The following is a 19,389-nucleotide window of genomic DNA, read 5'->3' as shown; positions in this document are numbered from 1 at the left end:
CGCCCGCGCAGGGATTACTTCTTGTCCTTCTTGATCATCGCGTCGATGCGCGCGGCGCGGGCTTCCGAGCCCGGGTGCGAGGACATCAGGCCACCGTCGCTGGACAGCTTGCGGAACATGCTGGCCAGGGCGGCCGGGTCGTAGCTGTGGCGCTTCATGAACTGGTAGCCGTACTCATCGGCCGCGCTCTCTTCCTTCTGCGAGAACTGCGCGTTGATGAAGCCTTCGGCCAGCTCGCCGAGCTGGCCCTGGCTGAGCTGGGTCAGGTTGCCGTTGCCCGAGGCCGCCAGGCCTTCACGGCCAGCCGAGGCGAGCAGGGCGGTACGCATCTTGGTCTTGCTGTGGCCGAGCTTCACGTGGCCGATTTCGTGGCCGATCACGCCACGCACTTCGTCGTCGCTGGCCATGTCCATCAGGCCGGTGTAGACCCGGACGCAGCCGTTGGCCATGGCCCAGGCGTTGACGTCGGCGGTGCGGTAGACCTTGAAGTTCAGGTTCAGGCCGTCCTCGTTGGACAGGCCCTGGGTGATCTTGGCCAGGCGCTGGGCGTAGGGATCGTTGCCGGTGACCACCTGGTTGTCCTTGTCCATGTAGGCACAGGCCTGGTCGGCGGCGGCCGAGACTTCCGCGTCGGACAGGGTCAGCGCCTTGCCGGCCTTCAGGCCGGTGCTGGTCAGGCCCTTCAGGTCGATGGCCGAGGCGTTGGCGGCCAGCAGGCAGGCGGCCAGGCACAGGGTGGAACGCATGATCGTCATTGAATTGGTGCTCCTTGGGTTGGGAATGACCGCGTGGCCCCTGTTCCCGCGGCGGTCGGGAAGTCTACCGGCATCGTGCCGGCCCGTGTCCAGCGGTCGGCCCGGCCGCGCCGGCGTGCCTCGCCGGGGCAGGGCGGCTGCGGTATCATTGGCAGTCATCTTTTGATTGCATAACCGCCGACATGATCGAATTGAATCCTGTCCGCCAGCGCATCACCGATCTGACCGATCGCGTGCTGTCGCTCCGGGGGTATCTTTGACTACGACGCCAAGAAAGAGCGTCTTGAAGAAGTAACGCGGGAGCTGGAAAGCCCCGACGTCTGGAACAACGCCGAGTACGCGCAGAACCTGGGGCGCGAGCGCTCGAGCCTGGAGAAGACCGTGGGCGGCATCGCGTCGGTGCTCGACGGCCTGACCGATGCGACCGAGCTGCTGGAGCTGGCCGAGTCCGAGCAGGACGAAGAGACCGCGCTGGCGGTGGTCGCCGACCTGGACAAGCACCAGGCGCACGTGGAGAAGCTGGAGTTCCAGCGGATGTTCTCCGGCGAAATGGACAACGCCGCCGCATTCGTCGACATCCAGGCCGGTGCCGGTGGCACCGAAGCCCAGGACTGGGCCGAAATCCTGCTGCGCATGTACCTGCGCTGGTGCGAATCGCGCGGTTGGAAGACCGAGCTGATGGAAGTGTCCGGTGGCGATGTCGCCGGCATCAAGTCGGCCACGCTGCGCGTGGAAGGCGATTACGCCTATGGCTGGCTGAAGACCGAGACCGGCGTGCACCGCCTGGTGCGCAAGTCGCCGTTCGACTCGGACAACCGCCGCCACACCAGCTTCACCTCGGTGTTCGTGTCGCCGGAAATCGATGACAACATCGATATCACCATCAACCCGGCCGACCTGCGCACCGACGTGTACCGTTCCTCCGGTGCCGGTGGCCAGCACGTGAACAAGACCGAGTCGGCGGTGCGTATCACCCACATCCCGACCAACATCGTTGTGGCCTGCCAGACCGGCCGCAGCCAGCACCAGAACCGCGACAACGCGATGAAGATGCTGGCCGCCAAGCTGTACGAGCTGGAGATCCAGAAGCGCAACGCCGAAAAGGATGCGGTGGAAGCCACCAAGTCCGACATCGGCTGGGGCAGCCAGATCCGCAACTACGTGCTCGACCAGAGCCGCATCAAGGACCTGCGCACCGGCATCGAACGTTCGGACACGCAGAAGGTGCTCGACGGTGACCTGGACGAGTTCGTCGAGGCCAGCCTGAAGGCGGGCCTGGCCGTGGGCTCCAAGCGCCTCGATGCCTGATCGGCGCGCCTGCGCGGATATCATCACCCTCGTGCGCAACGCCGAGGGTGGCTGATCCGGCTTTCTGTAGAGCCGAGCCATGCTTGGCTGGCTTTTGCGGGTAGCAGATCCGTCGAGCGTGGCTCGACGCTACAACACGTGCGGCGGTAGCGATGATGCGCAGTGAAGGTGAACGCAAGGAACTGGGCGGCTTCCTCAAGGCCTGCCGCGCCCGTGTCGACCCCGCCACGCTCGGCCTTCCGGCCGGGCGCCGGCGTACCCCGGGGCTGAAGCGCGAGGAAGTCGCGCTGGCCATCGGCGTCAGCGTCAGCTGGTACACCTGGATCGAGCAGGGCCGTGAAGTGCGCGCCTCGCCGGAAGTGCTCGAGCGCCTGGCCAAGGTGCTGAGGCTGAGCGATGACGAGCGCGCCTATGCCTTTGCGCTGTCCGGTTACGGCGTGCCGCTGGAATCGCCGGACGAGAGCGTGACCGACGGCCTGCGCCAGCTGGTGGAAGCGATGCAGCCGATCCCGGCCTACGTGCGCAACACCCGTTTTGACATCCTGGCCTGGAACCCGGCCATCGCCGAGTTGTTCGTGGACTACAGCCAGCTGGCGCCGCACGAGCGCAACACGCTGCGGCTGATGTTCCTGTACCCGCCGTACCGCACCCTGATCCTCAACTGGGAAGAAATGACCCGCGGGCTGCTGGCCGGTTTCCGTGCAGCGATGGCGCAGGCGCCGGACAAGGCGCCGTTCCTGGCGCTGGCCGAGGACATCGCCGCGCACAGCGAGGAATTCCGCCAGTGGTGGCCGGAGCACGACGTGCGTCGCTTCGACGAGGGAGCGAAGAAGCTGAACCACCCCACGCGCGGGGTGCTGGACCTGCAGTACGTGGCGCTGGTGCCGGAGAGCCGGCACGACCTGTCACTGGTGACCTACCTGCCGCGGAAGTAGGGGGTTTGTCCGGCAGGGCTTGCAGCCCTGCACCTGCCCAATGCAACGGCAACGTCAAAAGCTGGGAATTCGTGGCATGGCGGGGCGGTGTGGGTTGGCAGGACCGTTGGCGCCATGGATGGCGCCATCGAGCCCCCAGGGACGGGTTTACGGCGTGTCCTGCCAACCCACACCGCCCCGCCTCAGACAGATTTCGCGCGGCTGTTGGTAGGTGTCGACCTTGGTCGACACATCTGTCAGATATCGAAATTCATCTGAAGTGGGATCCATTCCAACAGATCGCGGGAAACTGTCGAAGGTGGGGCGGGTCCGGTGGCAGGGGTGTGAGCGGCATGGATGCCGCGACCAAGCCCCCATGGACGGGTTTACGGCGTCCCCTGCCACCGGACCCATCCCCCGTCCCACAGGAAACCAGCTTCTGCGGTTGACGTTGACGTTGCTCTGGCTTCGGCGGGTGCAGGGCGCAGCCCTGCCGGGAACCCAACCCCATTCAGGCAGGTAAGTGCAGGTCACAGGATAAGCAGACGCCTTGTTGCTGCCATCGAACAGGTCCACATTCCTGTGCAGGAGACGGGCAACCGCCCGTTGTCGAGACACCAGGAGACCTGCATGTCCGCTGCGCCCAGCACCGCCATTTCCCGCGATCCGGCCACCGGCCAGCAGATCGCCAGCCATCCCTTCGCCTCCGACGCCGAACTGGAAACGCTGCTCGCTCGCGGCCAGGCCGGGTTTGCCGCCTGGAGCGGCCGGAGCCTTGAGCAGAGGGCAGGCGTGCTGCGCGCGATGGCGGCCGTGCTGCGTCGTGACCGCGAGAAACTGGCCGCGCTGGCCACCGCCGAAATGGGCAAGGTCCAGGCCGAAGCGCTGGCCGAGATCGAGAAGTGCGCCGTGCTGTGCGACTGGTACGCCGACCACGGCGCGGCATTCCTGCGCGACGAGCCGACCCAGGTGCCCGACGACAAGGCCTACGTGTCCTACCTGCCGCTGGGCGTGGTGCTGGGCATCATGCCGTGGAATTTCCCGTACTGGCAGGTGATGCGCGCGGCGGTGCCGATCCTGATGGGCGGCAACGGCTTCCTGCTCAAGCCGGCCGAGAACATCGTCGGCACCGCGCAGCTGCTCGATGCCGCCTGGCGTGATGCCGGGCTGCCGGAGGGCACCTTCATCGCCGCCAACATCAGCCGCGAGGGCACCAGCCGCGCGATCGCCGATGACCGCATCGCGGCGGTGACCCTGACCGGCAGTGTGGCCGCCGGCCGCAGCATTGCCGCGCAGGCCGGGCAGGCGCTGAAGAAGGTGGTGCTGGAGCTGGGTGGCTCGGATCCGTTCATCGTGCTGGCCGATGCCGACCTGGATGCCGCGGTCGATGCGGCCGTGGCTTCGCGCTTCCAGAACACCGGGCAGGTCTGCATTGCCGGCAAGCGCATCATCGTCGAAGACGCGGTCTACGACCGGTTCGTGGCGCAGTTCTGCCAGAAGGTGCAGGCGCTGACCATCGGCGACGGCCGCGACCCGGATAACCGCATCGGTCCGATGGCACGCCAGGACCTGCTCGAACAGCTCGATGCGCAGGTGCGCGCCTCGGTGGACGCCGGTGCGCAGCTGCTGGTCGGCGGTCATCAGCTGGACCGGCCGGGCGCGTTCTATGCGCCCACCGTGCTGGCCGGGGTGGAGCCGGGCATGCAGGCCTTCGACACGGAAACCTTCGGTCCGGTGGCCTCGATCACCCGCGCCCGCGACGCCGACCACGCGGTGGAACTGGCCAACCAGAGCGAGTTCGGCCTCAGTGGCAACCTGTGGAGCGGCGATCGGGCCCGCGCTATGCAGCTGGCGCGTCGGCTGCAGACCGGCGGCGTGTTCGTCAACGGCTTCTCCGCCTCCGACCCGCGCGTGCCGATCGGCGGGGTGAAGAAGAGCGGTTTCGGTCGCGAACTGTCGCACTTCGGCACCCGCGAATTCGTCAACGCGCAGACGGTGTGGTTCGACAAGCGTTGACGCGCGCCTTTCATCCTTCCTGCAACGATCCACCATCAGTCCAGCGAAAAAAGGACGGCATTCCCATGTCCAAGGGTTCAGACCTGCTCGTCGCCGCGCTTGAGAACGAAGGCGTCGAGCGTATTTTCGGCATCCCCGGCGAGGAGAACCTCGACGTGGTCGAGTCCCTGCGCCATTCCAGCATCGAGCTGGTCATCACCCGCCACGAGCAGGCGGCGGTGTTCATGGCCGCCACCTATGGCCGGCTGACCGGCAAGCCCGGCGTATGCCTGGCCACGCTCGGTCCGGGCGCGCTCAACTTCACCACCGGCGCGGCCTACGCGCTGCTCGGTGCATGGCCGGTGATCATGATCACCGGGCAGAAAGGCATCGTCGCCAGCAAGCAGGCGCGCTTCCAGATCGTGGACATCGTCAGCACGATGAAGCCGCTGACCAAGCAGGCACGGCAGATCGTCTCGGCGCGCACCATCCCCACCATCGTGCGCGAGGCCTTCCGCGTCGCCCAGGAAGAGCGCCCCGGCCCGGTGCTGCTGGAGCTGCCCGAAGACATCGCCGCCGATGAGGTGGAGGGTGTGGCACTGATTCCGCCGCATGCGGTGGATCGGCCGATTGCCAGCCCGGAGGCGCTGGATCGCGCGGCGCAGATCATCCGCACTGCCAAGCGGCCGCTGCTGATGATCGCCTCGGCCGCCTCGCGGCCGCAGTCCAGCGAGGCGCTGTCGGCGTTCGTATTGCGCGCCGGCATTCCGTTCTTCACCACACAGATGGGCAAGGGCGCGGTGGCGGGTGGGTCGGGTCTGTACATGGGCACCGCCGCGCTGACCGAGCGCGATTACGTGCACATGGCCATCGACCAGGCAGACGTGATCGTGACCATCGGCCATGAGGTGACCGAGAAGCCGCCGTTCGTGATGCGCCCCGGTGGCCCGACGGTGATCCATATCGGCTATTCGCAGGCGGCGGTGGAGCAGGTGTACTTCCCGCAGGTGGAGGTGATCGGCGATATCGGCCGTTCGCTGACCCAGCTGGCCGATCGCATCGAAGGGGCGGTGCCGAACGCCGATGCGCTGCTGCCGCTGCGCACGACGATCCTGGAGCACCTGGCCGACCGTGCCGAGGAGGCCGGTTTCACCCCGCAGCGGCTGGTGCACGACGTGCGCCAGGTGATGCCGCCGGACGGCATCGTGGCGCTGGACAACGGCATGTACAAGATCTGGTTTGCGCGCAACTACCGCACCCAGGTGGCCAACACGCTGCTGCTGGACAATGCGCTGGCGACGATGGGCGCGGGCCTGCCGTCGGCGATCATGGCCTCGATCCTGTACCCGCAGCGTCGGGTGCTGGCGGTGTGCGGCGACGGCGGTTTCATGATGAACAGCCAGGAGCTGGAAACCGCGCGCCGGCTCGGCCTGAACCTGGTGGTGCTGATCCTCAACGACGGCGCCTATGGGATGATCCGCTGGAAGCAGGCGGTGGACGGCTTCACCGATTACGGCATGACCTTCAGCAATCCCGATTTCGTGAAGTATGCGCAGGCCTATGGCTGCAAGGGGCATGAGGTGACCGCCATCGAGCAGTTCATCCCGACGCTGGAGGCGGCGTTCAACGAGGGTGGGGTGCACCTGGTGTCGGTGCCGATCGACTATTCGGAGAACCAGCGGGTGCTGGTGGACGAACTGCGGCAGGCCTTCCCCGGAAACGGATGATACCGACCCCGCGCGGCCTGGTAGGTGTCGACCTTGGTCGACAGGCAGAGCGCCAGCCAAGGTTGGCGCCTACCGGGCGGCGGGCCCGGCCCGGGGCCGGGGCAGGGCGGTTTTGGTATGCTGGGCAACCGGCTGTGCCGGGCGCAGCATCCCCCCTCACTATACGATTCCCGCAGATCCATGAGCGAAGCTACCGATACCCCCCCCGTCGACGAAAACAAGTTGATCGCCGAGCGCCGTGAGAAACTCAAAGCGCTGCGTGGGCAGGGCATCGCGTACCCGAACGACTTCCGTCGCCAGGACTTCGCCGGTCGCCTGCAGGAAGAATTCGCCGATGCCGAACAGTGGACCGCCGAGGCGCTGGAAGGCAACGGTCGCCAGGTGAAGATGGCCGGCCGCCTGATGGCCAAGCGCATCATGGGCAAGGCCAGCTTCGCGCAGATCCAGGACGAGTCCGGCCGCATCCAGCTGTTCCTGCAGGGTGCGGTGCTGGGCGATGCCTACACCGCCTTCAAGGGCTGGGACGTGGGCGACATCATCGCCGTCGAAGGTGGCCTGACCCGCACCAAGACCGGCGAGCTGTCGGTGAAGGCCGAGTCGATCCGCCTGCTGACCAAGTCGCTGCGTCCGCTGCCGGACAAGTGGCACGGCCTGGCCGACGTCGAGCAGCGTTACCGCCAGCGTTACGTCGACCTGATCGTGACCCCGGAATCGCGCGCGGTCTTCATCAAGCGCTCCAAGATCATCCGCGCCATGCGCGCGTGGCTGGACAACCGCGACTTCCTGGAAGTCGAAACGCCGATGATGCATTACATCCCCGGCGGCGCGGCGGCCAAGCCGTTCACCACCCACCACAACGCGCTGGACCTGGACCTGTACCTGCGCGTGGCGCCGGAGCTGTACCTCAAGCGCCTGACCGTGGGTGGCCTGGAGCGGGTGTACGAGATCAACCGCAACTTCCGCAATGAAGGTGTCAGCACCCGCCACAACCCGGAATTCACCATGATGGAGCTGTACGAGGCCTATGCCACGTACAACGAGATCATGGACCTGACCGAGGGCGTCATCCGCGATGTGGCGCAGACCGTCAACGGTGGTACCGAAGTGGAATGGGACGGTGCGAAGATCGACCTGGGCCCGGCGTTCCGTCGCTGGCGCATGGACGAGGCGGTACGCCACCACAATCCGGAAATTTCCGCCGCCGACTGCACCGACCGCGAGGCGCTGCTGCGCCATTGCGAGCGCTTGAAGATCCGCGTCAAGCCGTCCTACGGCTGGGGCAAGCTGCTGCTGGAGATCTTCGAAGCCACCGTCGAGCACACCCTGATCCAGCCGACCTTCATCACCGATCACCCGGTCGAGGTCTCGCCGCTGGCCCGCGCCAACGACAATGACCCGGGTTATACCGACCGCTTCGAGCTGTTCGTCAACGGCAAGGAGCTGGCCAATGGCTTCTCCGAGCTGAACGACCCGGAAGACCAGGCCCAGCGTTTCCAGGCCCAGGTGGCCGCGAAGGAAGGCGGTGACGACGAGGCGATGCACTACGATGCCGACTACATCCGTGCGCTGGAGTACGGCATGGCCCCGACCGGCGGCCTGGGCATCGGCGTGGACCGCCTGGTGATGCTGCTGACCGGGAGCAGTTCGATCCGCGACGTACTGCTGTTCCCGTACATGCGTCCGGAGCAGTAAGACGTCTTTCTGACGCCCGTTTGTGCGCGCCGTCGCGAAATGAGACGGCGCGATTGACGCCTATCGCACTAGGCGTATCGTTATTGCACTCCCTTGACGTCCTGTATGGCTTGATCGGCGTCGGGGGAGGGCACGGTGCGGAGAGCCCGCTTCACGCCGTGATGACGATCATGAACCGGGACGCATGACACGGGAGTCAGGCCGATGCAGGGTGCGAGCGTTCGCAGCGGCAGAATATCCTCGCCTGCTGATGATCCAGCATGGTCGAAAAACCAGGCAGAATATGCGTTGAACATCGTCATTGTTGACTACCAGACGTCCGCCAGGACGATGCTGCGCCATGTCATCGAAGACATCGCGCCCGAACTGAGCGTGTACGACTTCGGCGATCCGCTGACTGCATTGGCCTGGTGCGAAGCGCACCCGGTCGATCTGCTGCTGCTCGACTACCGCATGCCGGAAATGGACGGGCTGGAATTCGCCCGCCGCTTCCGGCGTCTGCCCAAGCACCGCGACATTCCGGTGATCCTGATTACCGTGGTGGGCGACGAGCCGATCCGGCAGGCGGCGCTGGAAGCGGGTGTCATCGATTTCCTGGTCAAGCCGATCCGTCCGCGCGAACTGCGCGCGCGCTGCTACAACCTGTTGCAGCTGCGCCAGCAGACCGAGAACGTGAAGCAGCGCGCCTTGTCGCTGGAACAGCGGTTGCTGGCGAGCATGCACGAGGTCGAGGAGCGCGAGCGCGAGACCCTCTCGCGGCTGGCGCGGGCGATCGAGTTCCGTGATGCCGGCACCAGTGCCTACCTGGAGCGCATGGCGCGCGTGGCCGGCCTGATCGCCGAACAGCTGGGTCTGCCCGAAGACGATGTGCGCCTGATCGAGATGGCCGCGCCGCTGCATGACATGGGCAAGATCGCCATTCCCGATGCGGTGCTGCTCAAGCAGGGCAAGCTCAACGACGAAGAACTGGCGATCATGCGCCGGCATCCGCGTATTGGCCACGAGCTGCTCAGCGGCAGCCAGAACCGCTTCATCCAGGTCGGCGCGTTGATCGCGCTGCGCCACCATGAACGCTACGACGGCAGCGGCTATCCCGATGGCCTGGTGGGTGATGCCATTCCGCTGGAGGCGCGCATCGTCGCCGTGGCCGATGTGTTTGACGCACTGATATCGCCACGCCCGTACAAGGAAGCGTGGACCATGGAAGCCACGCTGGCCTATCTGTATGCACAGCGCGGGCGCCTGTTCGACCCACGCTGCGTGGACGCACTGCTGCGCGGCCGCGAACAGCTCGAGCACATCTGTGCCGAGCACTCGATGGCATCGGCGCGGCCGGGGCTGGGCGCGTGAAACGCGCGTGGTCGCGGCTGCGACTGCGCCTGTCCCAGCGGCAGGACAGCGAGCATGGGCAACAGATCGTCCGCATCGTCCTGATCAGCCTGATCCTGGCCTACGTGCTGCTGCCGGCGCCGCGCCACGATCTGCCGCACGCGCAGTACGTGGGCGTGCTGGCCATCGTGCTGACCGGCCTGAGCCTGTCAGTGCTGCTGTTTGGCTGGCTGCTGTGGCGCCCCGGCCGTTCCGACCCGCGCCGCGTGCTGGGCATGCTGGCCGACTATGGCCTGATCGCCGCCGGCATGGTGCAGATGGGCGAGCCGCTGGCCTGGGTCTACATCGTGGTGATGTGGGTGACCGTCGGCAACGGCATGCGCTTTGGCAACCACTACCTGTATGTGGCGGTGGCCATGGCGATGGTCAGCTTCGGTTCCACTGTGCTGCTCACGCCCTACTGGGAGCGCAATTTCCGCCTGGCCATCGGCCTCTGGCTGGGGCTTGCGGCGGTGCCGTTGTATTTCTCGACGCTGCTGCGGCAGCTGACCGAAGCGATGGCCGAAGCGCGCCGCGCCAGCGAGGCCAAGAGCCGCTTCCTGGCCAACATGAGCCATGAATTCCGCACGCCGCTCAATGGCCTCAACGGCATGACCGAAGTGCTGGCCACCACGCGGCTGGATGACGAGCAGCGCGAATGCCTGAACACCATCCAGGCGTCGTCGCGCAGCCTGCTGGCCCTGGTCGAGGAGGTGCTGGACATCTCGGCGATCGAGGCCGGCAAGCTGCGGGTGGTGGCCGAGGACTTCGCGCTGACCGACGTCATCCAGGCCATCGGCCTGATCCTGCTGCCACAGGCCAAGGCCAAGCGCCTGGACTACCGGGTGAAGGTGGCCGACGGCGTCCCTCCGCGGCTGCGCGGCGATGTCGGGCACCTGCGCCAGATCCTGCTGAACCTGGCCGGCAATGCGGTCAAGTTCACCGATCACGGCCGCGTCGAGATCCGGGTGGGCGTGGTCCACGCCGACACCAGCGGCGCGGTGCGGCTACGTTTTGACATCCTCGATACCGGTATCGGCGTGCCCCCTGCGATGCGGCCGCGGCTGTTCGATGCGTTCGAGCAGGCCGATGTGAGCATGGCGCGCCGCCATGAAGGGACCGGCCTGGGCACGACCATCGCCAAGGGCCTGGTCGAAGCCATGGAGGGTGAGATCGGCTATCTGGACAACCCGCCGCGCGGCAGCCACTTCTGGGTTGAACTGCCGTTCGCGCCACCGCAGCCGATGGTGCCGGGCGCGGTACCGACCCTGGCCGCGGGCGACGAGACCGGCCAGAGTGGCAATGTGATCGCCTTTGCCGATCCGTTCCTGCGCCATCGCGCGCGGGTGCGCAGCATGCAGATCCTGGTGGCCGACGACCACGAGGCCAACCGCATGGTGCTGCAGCGGCTGCTGCAGAAGGCTGGACACCGCGTGCTGTGCGTGGATGGCGGTGAAGCGGTGCTCGACGCGCTGGCTGACAGCGAGTTCGATGCGGTGATCGTGGACCTGCACATGCCGGGCATGAGCGGACTGGACATGCTCAAGGAGCTGCGGGTGATGCAGGCCGGCGGCGGTCCGCGCACGCCGGTGCTGGTGCTCAGCGCCGATGTCACGCCCGAGGCGATCCAGCGCTGCACCCAGGCTGGGGCGCACGCGTTCCTGGCCAAGCCGGTGGTGGCCGTGCGCCTGCTCGACACCCTGGCCGAGATCGCCAGCAACGCGCAGTTGAAGACCATGGCTGCGCCCGTGGTGCGCTCATCCACCGCGTTGCCGGAGGGGGTGCTCGACAGCAGCGTGCTCGATGAGCTGGCCTCGCTGGGCATGGGCGAGGGATTCGAGCGCGAGTTCATCCGCCAGTGCCTGGAAGATGCGGCCACCTGCATGGGCAAGGCCGAGCAGTCCGGTGAGGGTGCGCAGTGGGAGGTCTTCCGCGAGCAGGCCCACGCGATCAAGGGCGTGGCCAGCAACCTGGGCCTGATGCGCGCGGCCAACCGGGCCGGTGAGCTGATGCGCATGGCCGATTGGCAGTTGAAGGCGGAATGGCGCACGCGCCTGTCGATCCTGCAGGAAGCGATCAAGGAAGGCCGCCGCGCGCTGGATGCGCGGGCCGAACGCCGGCTGCGCAGTGCTGCCGATGACGGTGAGGCGCGGTGAACGTTGGCTATTGCCGACGCTGCATATCCCCGCCAGCGCAATGATAAGGATATGCCAATCTACGCGATCGCTGGCTGTCGCAAAGAGGTTGCGTGCAGCTTTTTGTTTCTGGATGGTGAATGCATGGATACGCCAAGATTTCTTTACAAGTACATGCCTTTGAGGGAAGAGTTCTTCAGTAATACGATGATTCGTGCCACGCCTGCGCGCGGTCTCAATGATCCTTTTGAGATGCAGTTCAATAGGGTGCAGGTGCGGGATGCGGTCCAGGCGCTTGCCAAATACTTCAATGCTGGCGGCAATTCCTGCGGCGAGATCGACGACGAGTATGTTCGGGGTCAGATGGAGGCGCTCGAGGGTGAGTTCGATAATCTAGGGGTTATCTCCTTTACCGAGGATTTCGACAATCCCTTGATGTGGGCACACTACGCGGATGAGCACCGGGGGATGGTTGTTGAGTTCGATATGAGCAAGCCGCTCTTTGCTGGATCATGTGTTCAGGGTGAAGCTGGAGCGCGCATGAGTCGGTTTGGAGATCGATTTCCCTCCAGTGCTTTCGAGTTTCCAGAGAAGGTGAGATACAGGAGGGAGATGCCGGCATTTGACAGGTCTGAATACGCCGATCCCGATTCTTCCAATGAGTTTCATTGGAGGAAGTTCAGTCGGGCGATACTCTTCACGAAAGCAATTGACTGGATGTACGAGAAGGAGTGGCGCTCGGTTGTCGAGCTCTGTGAAGCCGATTCCATTGCGTCCGATGATTGCATTCATATCCGCGGTGTATGCGATGGGCTCGATGATGTCGAGCTCACCGAGCCGGACGTCGGGCGCATCAATGTCTGCTTTCCGATTGGATTTGAGATGCAGGACGATGTCGGTGACTTCGGTGTCAGGAAGGAAGTTCATCACCTTTCCGCGAATTCCGATGGTCCGGTGATCCACTTGTTCAGGGTGGATCCGGCGGCCATAAGCGCGATCTATTTTGGTCGACGCGCGGATGAGCGGGAATGCCTGAAGGTACTGAAGGGGAATCGTCACCTCGATCATGTGGAGCGGATATTCAAGATGCGCGTCAGCAACAGTGAATATCGGTTGACGCCCGAACCCCATTCGAAGTTTTGGAGATGACGACCCTGCCGCGGCGAGCCGGAGTAGCAACTTCTATCGGTTCAACCGCGCACCGCGACGAGGTGTTGTGCTGATTGGTCATTAAAAAAAGCCCGGTGGCCAACCGGGCTTGAACCCTTCTGGGGGAGGGTGAATCAGGCCGCGTCGAGGCTGGCGCGACGGGTCTGGGCCTTGATCAGGCGATCCATGGTGCGCAGCGAACGGTCGCCAAGAACCAGGGCGGAGTCGACCCAGACCTTGGTGATTTCCAGCAGTTCGTCGTAGCTGACCGGCTGGGCGATGGCGCGCGCGGCGTTCATTGCCAGGTACGACTGCGGGATGCGCTGCTGCTGGCGGATCAGGTCTTCCACCGCCGCACGTCCTTCTCCCTTCTTCACCAGTACGTCCACCACGCCCATCGCGTACATCTCCTCGGCGCTGTAGACGCGTCCGTCCAGGATGATCTTCTCGGCCAGGTGCGGGGAGACACGGCGGCACAGGAAGGAATAGGCGCCCATGCCCGGGAACAGCCCGAACAGCACTTCGGGCAGGCCCAGGCCGCTGCCTTCTTCGGCGACGATGGTGTGGCAGGCCAGGGCCATTTCCAGGCCGCCGCCCAGTGCGTCACCCTGGATCAGGGCAATCGAGCGGATGTCGCCGCCGAAGCCGGTGTGCAGGTGGTGTACGCCCTCCACGCAGCGTTGGGCATAGCTGAGCAGAAGATCGCGGTTGCCTTCACGGATCAGGCGGGTGAACAGGTCCAGGTCGCCGCCCAGGTTGTAGGCGGCGGCGTCGGAGGCCAGCACGAAGTGGCGCAGCTTGCCGCTGTTGCGTTCAGCCGGGCCACGGGTGATGGCGGCCATGTAGCTCCACATTTCATCCAGCATGTCCTTGCGGCAGCAGGGGCGGATGCCGGTGGCCGCGTCGGCGTGCATGAACAGCCAGTGGGCCGCGCCATCGGCGCTGTCTTCGGTACGGATGGTGGCAAAGGGGGAGCCGCTGGTGGGCAGCTTTTCGATGGTACTCATGGAAGATTCCTCGGCATGCGGCCCGCAGAATGAGGTGGGTGGCCGGCGGGCCGAACGGTCCACACACGCGGCGATGCTACACCGCCCCCGGGGCGGCGCATGCGAAAGGGCCCGGGACGTTTCCGTCCCGGGCCCATGCTCATCCAGACAGCCCCAAACCCTTACTGGGCGGGCGTATCTCGCAGTTCGCGGCGAAGAATCTTGCCGACGTTGGTCTTCGGCAGCTCCTTTCGGAATTCAACGATTTTGGGGTGCTTGTAGCCGGTCAGGTTGGCCCTGGCGTGTTCCTTGACCATTTCGGCGGTCAGGTTGGGGTCCTTCTTCACGATGACCACCTTGACCACTTCACCGGACTTCTCATCCGGCACGCCCACGGCAGCCACTTCCAGCACGCCCGGCATCATCGCGATGACGTCTTCGACTTCGTTCGGGTACACGTTGAAGCCGGACACCAGGATCATGTCCTTCTTGCGGTCGACGATGTAGCAGAAGCCGTGCTCGTCCATCCTTGCCATGTCGCCGGTGTGCAGCCAGCCGTCGGCGTCGATGGCCTTTGCGGTCTCGTCCGGCCGCTGCCAGTAGCCCTTCATGACCTGCGGGCCCTTGATGCACAGCTCGCCCACCTCACCCAACGGCAGGATGGCGCTGTTGTCGTCCTTGATGCAGGCATCGGTGGACGGAATCGGCAGGCCGATCGAGCCGTTGTACTCGGTCAGGGTGAGCGGGTTGATGCAGGCGGCGGGCGAGGTTTCGGTCAGGCCGTAGGCCTCGACCAGGGTCACGCCGGTCACCTTCTTCCAGCGCTCGGCGACGGCGCGCTGTACGGCCATGCCGCCGCCCAGGGTGACCTTCAGCGAGGAGAAGTCGACCGTATCGAAGCCGGGGGTATTGAGCAGGCCGTTGAACAGCGTGTTGACGCCGGTGATGGCCGTGAAGCGTACCGACTTGAGCTCCTTGACGAAGCCCTTCATGTCGCGTGGGTTGGTGATCAGGTGGTTGCAGCCACCAAACTTCATGAAGACCAGGCCGTTGGCCGTCAGCGCGAAGATGTGGTACAGCGGCAGGGCGGTGATGATCCACTCCTTGCCCATCTCGATGCCCGATGCACTGATCCAGGCCGAGGCCTGCTGCATGTTGGCGATCAGGTTGCGGTTGGTCAGCATCGCGCCCTTGGCCACGCCGGTGGTGCCACCGGTGTACTGCAGGAAGGCGATGTCGTCATGGTCGATCTCGACCTTGGGCAGGCTGTGGCGGCTGCCCAGCTTGAGCGCCTGCTTGAAGCGCACCGCACCCTTGAGATGGTAGTTGGGGACCATCTTCTTGACGTACTTCAGCACGAAGTTGACGATCACGCCCTTGCCGCCGAGCAGGTCGCCCAGGCCGGTGGTGACCACGTGCTTGACCGGCGTATCGGCGATGACCTGCTCGACGGTGTCGCCGAAGTTGTCCACCACCACCAGCGCGGCCACGCCGGCGTCGACCAGCTGATGCTTGAGCTCGCGCGCGGTGTACAGCGGGTTGACGTTGACCACGGTCAGGCCGGCGCGCAGCACGCCGAAGGTGGCGATGGGGTACTGCAGGCAGTTGGGCATCATCAGGGCGACGCGGTCGCCCTTCTTGAGCTTGAGCTCACCCAGCAGGTAGGCCGCGAACTGCTCGACCAGCGCGTCGGTCTCGCCGTAGGTCAGCACCTTGCCGAAGCTGGAGTAGGCGGGGCGGTCGCGGAACTTGGCCACGGAAGCGTCGAAGACCGAAGCGACCGAATGGAATTCGTTGACGTCGATTTCGGCGGGAACGCCTTTCGGATAGCTCTGCAGCCAGGGACGATCCAGACTCATATTCCCCCTCCAGGAATCATGATGTATTAGGTTGCGGCCCTGAGCGTAGCGACAATGGCCGTTCATTGCAGCATACCCCGCCGTAGGGAAAACGCGAAGAGGGGTTCGCGGCGGCGGCAAGGGTAGGTGCCGACCTTGGTCGGCACGGGATTGCGAGGGGCGCGGCGGAGGCGTGCCCACCAAGGTGGGCACCTGCCGGTTTGCGGCTCAGCCCTTGTTGCGCACCGGTGCGCCGTTGGCCTTGTAGTACGGCGCGGTGCTGCGGGCCAGCGGGGTGCGGCCGCGGATCACGTCGGCCAGCTTCTCGGCCATCATGATGGTCGGCGCGTTGAGGTTGCCGGTCACCACCTGCGGCATGATCGAGGCATCGACGATGCGCAGGCCTTCCAGGCCGTGCACGCGGCCCTGGCCATCGACCACTGCCATCGGGTCGTCGGCGTGGCCCATCTTGTTCGAGCACGACGGGTGGTAGGCGGTCTCGGCATGCTCGCGCACGAACGCATCGATCTGTGCATCGGTCTGCAGTGCGCTGCCCGGCGAGATCTCGCGGCCGCTGTACGGTGCCAGCGCCGGCTGCGCGAAGATCTCGCGGGTGATGCGGATCGCCGCACGGAACTCGCGCCAGTCCTGGTCGTGCGACATGTAGTTGAACAGGATGCTGGGATGTTCGCGCGGATCCTTGGAACGCACGTGGATGCGGCCACGGCTGGGCGAGCGCATCGAACCGACGTGCATCTGGAAGCTGTGCGCCTTGATCGGGTTGGAGCCGTTGTAATTGATCGCCACCGGCAGGAAGTGGTACTGCAGGTTCGGCCAGTCGAACTCGGCGTCGCTGCGGATGAAGCCGCCGGCCTCGAACTGGTTGCTGGCGCCGATGCCGGTGCCCAGGAACAGCCACTCGGCACCAATTGCGGGCTGGTTGTACAGCTTCAGCGCCGGCGCCAGCGACACCGGCTTCTTGCACTCGTACTGCAGGTACATCTCAAGGTGGTCCTGCAGGTTGGCGCCGACGCCGGGCAGGTGGTGCACCAGGTCGATGTCCAGGCTGCGCAGCAGGTCGGCCGGGCCGACGCCGGAGCGCTGCAGGATCTGCGGCGAGGCGATGGCGCCGCCGCACAGCAGCACTTCGCGGCGCGCGGTGGCGCGCTGCGGCTGGTCGTTGTGCAGCCACTGCACGCCCACCGCGCGCTTGCCCGAGAACAGGATGCGGTCGGTCAGCGCGTGGGTGACGATGGTCAGGTTCGGGCGCGGCTTGGCCAGGTCCAGGTAGCCACGGGCGGTGCTGGAACGACGGCCCTGCGGGGTGACCGTGCGGTCCATCGGGCCGAAGCCTTCCTGCTGGTAGCCGTTGAGGTCGTCGGTGCGCGGGTAGCCGGCCTGCACGCCGGCCTCGACCATCGCCGCGAACAGCTCGTTGTTGCCGGCCTTGGGCGTGGTCACGCGCAGCGGGCCGTCACCGCCGTGGTAGTCGTTGGGGCCGATGTCGCGGGTTTCGGCCTTGCGGAAGTACGGCAGGCAGTCCAGGTAGGTCCAGTCTTCCAGGCCCGGCATGCTGGCCCAGTTGTCGTAGTCCATCGCGTTGCCGCGGATGTAGCACATGCCGTTGATCAGCGACGAGCCGCCCAGGCCCTTGCCGCGGCCGCAATCCATGCGGCGGTTGTTCATGAAGGGCTCGGGATCGGTCTTGTACGCCCAGTTGTAGCGCTTGCCCTGCAACGGGAAGGCCAGTGCGGCCGGCATCTGGGTACGGAAGTCGAGCCGGTAGTCCGGGCCACCGGCTTCCAGCAGCAGCACGCTGACATCGGCATCTTCGGTGAGGCGGGTGGCCAGCACGTTGCCGGCCGAACCGGCGCCGATGATGATGTAGTCGTACTCGTTGTGGGTGCTCATGGGTGTCTCCTGCAGGCCGGGGGCGCGCTGCATGCAGGCGTCCCGGCGGAATGTCGGATCGGCACGATGGCCGCACGATGGGGCGCGCGCAGGGCGCGCCGGTCAGAACACGCTGGCGTAGTCGCCCAGCTCGACCTGCACCGACTTGATGCGGGTGTAGTGGCCGAGGGTGGAAAGGCCGTTCTCGCGGCCGACGCCGGATTCCTTGTAGCCGCCGACCGGCATTTCGGCCGGCGATTCACCCCAGGTGTTGATCCAGCAGATGCCGGCTTCCAGGCGGTGGATGATGCGGTGGGCGCGGCTGACATCCTTGCTGACCACACCGGCGGCCAGGCCGAAGGTGGTGTCGTTGGCACGACGCACCACTTCGTCTTCGTCGTCGTAGGCGAGGATGCTCATCACCGGCCCGAAGATCTCTTCCTTGACGATGGTCATGTCATCGCGGCAGTCGGAGAACACGGTCGGCAGCACGTAGGCGCCATTGGCCAGTGCGCCTTCGGTGGCACGGCCGCCGCCGGTCAGCAGGCGGGCGCCTTCGGCCTTGCCGCTTTCGATGTAGCGCAGCACGTTTTCCATGTGCGGGAAGCTGGTCAGCGGGCCGAAGTTGGTCTCGGCGGCCATCGGGTCACCGATGCGGATGCGCTTGACGCGCTCGACCACGGCGGCCTCGAAGGCAGCCAGCATGCTGCGCGGCACGAACACGCGGGTGCCGTTGGTGCAGACCTGGCCGGAGCTGAAGAAGTTGGCCATCACCGCGATGTCGGCGGCGCGGTCGAGGTCGGCGTCATCGCAGATCACCAGCGGCGACTTGCCGCCCAGCTCCATGGTCACTTCCTTCAGCGACGAGGACGCGGCGCTGGCCATCACCTTCTTGCCGGTGGCGACGCCGCCGGTGAAGGAGATCTTCTCGATCACCGGGTGCTCGGTCAGCCACTGGCCGATCTCGCGGCCCGGGCCCTGCACGACGTTGAACACGCCGGCCGGCACGCCGGCTTCGGTGTAGATCTCGGCCAGCTTGATCGCGGTCAGTGGGGTCACTTCCGACGGCTTGAACACCATCGCGTTGCCGGCGGCCAGGGCCGGGGCCGACTTCCACATGGCGATCTGGATCGGGTAGTTCCAGGCGCCGATGCCGGCGACCACGCCCAGCGGCTCGCGGCGGGTGTAGAAGAAGCTCGACTCGCGCAGCGGCAGCTGGATGCCTTCGATGGCGGTGGCCAGGCCGGCGTAGTACTCGACCACGTCGGCACCGGTGACGATGTCCACGGTGGTGGTTTCGGCCAGTGCCTTGCCGGTGTCCAGGGTTTCCAGGTGGGCCAGCTCGTCGTTGCGTTCACGCAGGATCTCGACGGCGCGGCGCAGGATGCGCGAACGCTCCATGGCGGTCATCGCCGCCCACACCTTCTGGCCTTCGGCCGCGCTCTGCACGGCGCGCTCGACGTCGGCCTGGCTGGCGACCTGGACCTCGGCGATCACTTCACCGGTGGCCGGGTTGACGGTCTTGAAGGTCTTGCCGCTGGTGGCATCGACGCGCTGGCCGTGGATGTAGAGCTGTTGGACGGGCAGGGTGGTCATGGGGCGTACTCCTTGGAAGGGGGCGGGTGCTGAAGC

Annotated in this window: 13 protein-coding genes; 8 read left to right on the top strand and 5 right to left on the bottom strand. The window is 65.7% G+C overall.

Annotated elements, in window-relative coordinates; all coding sequences use genetic code 11:
- Nucleotides 1–14: 14 nt before the first annotated feature.
- Nucleotides 15–755 carry a M48 family metallopeptidase gene (locus LZ605_RS06115; RefSeq protein WP_080393032.1) on the bottom strand — a complete coding sequence of 247 codons (741 nt, stop codon included), beginning with the start codon at nt 753–755 and terminating at the stop codon, nt 15–17.
- A 182-nt stretch (nt 756–937) separates the two neighbouring features.
- On the opposite strand from LZ605_RS06115, the gene prfB reads away from it, so the two are divergent.
- The 8 genes from prfB (at nt 938) to LZ605_RS06075 (ending at nt 13,043) form a co-directional block, all read left to right on the top strand.
- Nucleotides 938–2,063 (top strand): peptide chain release factor 2 gene (prfB, locus tag LZ605_RS06110; RefSeq protein ID WP_107232471.1). Its coding sequence is split into 2 segments (ribosomal slippage): nt 938–1,012 and nt 1,014–2,063, totalling 1,125 coding nucleotides; the frame shifts between segments, so codons are not numbered across the junction.
- 152 nt (nt 2,064–2,215) lie between these two features.
- Nucleotides 2,216–2,998: a helix-turn-helix transcriptional regulator gene (locus tag LZ605_RS06105; protein ID WP_295367979.1), complete on the top strand. Its 783-nt coding sequence runs from the start codon at nt 2,216–2,218 to the stop codon at nt 2,996–2,998.
- 609 nt (nt 2,999–3,607) lie between these two features.
- Complete coding sequence (locus LZ605_RS06100; protein ID WP_249844117.1) at nt 3,608–4,993, top strand: NAD-dependent succinate-semialdehyde dehydrogenase; 1,386 nt, start codon at nt 3,608–3,610, stop codon at nt 4,991–4,993.
- Nucleotides 4,994–5,058: 65 nt separating this feature from the next.
- On the top strand, nt 5,059–6,699 hold the full coding sequence (locus tag LZ605_RS06095; protein WP_249844116.1) for an acetolactate synthase large subunit: 1,641 nt from the start codon (nt 5,059–5,061) through the stop codon (nt 6,697–6,699).
- A gap of 180 nt (nt 6,700–6,879) precedes the next feature.
- The gene (gene lysS / locus LZ605_RS06090; protein WP_249844115.1) at nt 6,880–8,391 is read left to right on the top strand and encodes a lysine--tRNA ligase; all 1,512 of its coding nucleotides are present in this window, start codon (nt 6,880–6,882) and stop codon (nt 8,389–8,391) included.
- A gap of 204 nt (nt 8,392–8,595) precedes the next feature.
- Nucleotides 8,596–9,741 (top strand): response regulator, encoded by a 1,146-nt coding sequence (locus LZ605_RS06085; RefSeq protein ID WP_249844114.1) that lies wholly within the window; start codon nt 8,596–8,598, stop codon nt 9,739–9,741.
- Nucleotides 9,738–11,915, top strand: a complete 2,178-nt coding sequence (locus LZ605_RS06080) for a response regulator (RefSeq protein WP_249844113.1) — start codon at nt 9,738–9,740, stop codon at nt 11,913–11,915. Before LZ605_RS06085 ends, LZ605_RS06080 begins: the two co-directional genes overlap by 4 nt.
- A gap of 3 nt (nt 11,916–11,918) precedes the next feature.
- Complete coding sequence (locus tag LZ605_RS06075) at nt 11,919–13,043, top strand: DUF2971 domain-containing protein (protein ID WP_249844112.1); 1,125 nt, start codon at nt 11,919–11,921, stop codon at nt 13,041–13,043.
- A 134-nt stretch (nt 13,044–13,177) separates the two neighbouring features.
- On the opposite strand, the gene LZ605_RS06070 is transcribed toward LZ605_RS06075, so the two are convergent.
- From LZ605_RS06070 to betB, 4 genes are all read right to left on the bottom strand, one after another.
- The gene (locus LZ605_RS06070; protein ID WP_249844111.1) at nt 13,178–14,050 is read right to left on the bottom strand and encodes a crotonase/enoyl-CoA hydratase family protein; all 873 of its coding nucleotides are present in this window, start codon (nt 14,048–14,050) and stop codon (nt 13,178–13,180) included.
- Between the two features lie 161 nt (nt 14,051–14,211).
- A complete protein-coding gene (locus tag LZ605_RS06065; RefSeq protein ID WP_249844110.1) occupies nt 14,212–15,888 on the bottom strand; it encodes a long-chain fatty acid--CoA ligase in 1,677 nt (558 codons plus the stop codon).
- Nucleotides 15,889–16,095: 207 nt separating this feature from the next.
- A complete protein-coding gene (gene betA, locus LZ605_RS06060) occupies nt 16,096–17,778 on the bottom strand; it encodes a choline dehydrogenase (RefSeq protein WP_249844109.1) in 1,683 nt (560 codons plus the stop codon).
- 102 nt (nt 17,779–17,880) lie between these two features.
- Nucleotides 17,881–19,353, bottom strand: coding sequence for a betaine-aldehyde dehydrogenase (betB, locus tag LZ605_RS06055; RefSeq protein WP_249844108.1), 1,473 nt, complete (start codon nt 19,351–19,353; stop codon nt 17,881–17,883).
- Between the last annotated feature and the right edge of the window lie 36 nt (nt 19,354–19,389).

Origin of the sequence: Stenotrophomonas maltophilia (assembly GCF_023518235.1) — a bacterium.
Classification (GTDB): Bacteria; Pseudomonadota; Gammaproteobacteria; order Xanthomonadales; family Xanthomonadaceae; genus Stenotrophomonas.
Note: the sequence above shows the minus strand (reverse complement) of the source record. Positions and strands in the feature narration are given on the sequence as shown.

Excerpts from the sequence above, each read along its gene's own strand:
- LZ605_RS06100 (WP_249844117.1), top strand. The coding sequence starts at position 3,608 with ATGTCCGCTGCGCCCAGCACCGCCATTTCCCGCGATCCGGCCACCGGC.
- betB (WP_249844108.1), bottom strand. The coding sequence starts at position 19,353 with ATGACCACCCTGCCCGTCCAACAGCTCTACATCCACGGCCAGCGCGTC.
- LZ605_RS06095 (WP_249844116.1), top strand. The coding sequence starts at position 5,059 with ATGTCCAAGGGTTCAGACCTGCTCGTCGCCGCGCTTGAGAACGAAGGC.
- betA (WP_249844109.1), bottom strand. The coding sequence starts at position 17,778 with ATGAGCACCCACAACGAGTACGACTACATCATCATCGGCGCCGGTTCG.
- lysS (WP_249844115.1), top strand. The coding sequence starts at position 6,880 with ATGAGCGAAGCTACCGATACCCCCCCCGTCGACGAAAACAAGTTGATC.
- LZ605_RS06115 (WP_080393032.1), bottom strand. The coding sequence starts at position 755 with ATGACGATCATGCGTTCCACCCTGTGCCTGGCCGCCTGCCTGCTGGCC.
- LZ605_RS06105 (WP_295367979.1), top strand. The coding sequence starts at position 2,216 with ATGATGCGCAGTGAAGGTGAACGCAAGGAACTGGGCGGCTTCCTCAAG.
- LZ605_RS06065 (WP_249844110.1), bottom strand. The coding sequence starts at position 15,888 with ATGAGTCTGGATCGTCCCTGGCTGCAGAGCTATCCGAAAGGCGTTCCC.
- LZ605_RS06070 (WP_249844111.1), bottom strand. The coding sequence starts at position 14,050 with ATGAGTACCATCGAAAAGCTGCCCACCAGCGGCTCCCCCTTTGCCACC.
- LZ605_RS06085 (WP_249844114.1), top strand. The coding sequence starts at position 8,596 with ATGCAGGGTGCGAGCGTTCGCAGCGGCAGAATATCCTCGCCTGCTGAT.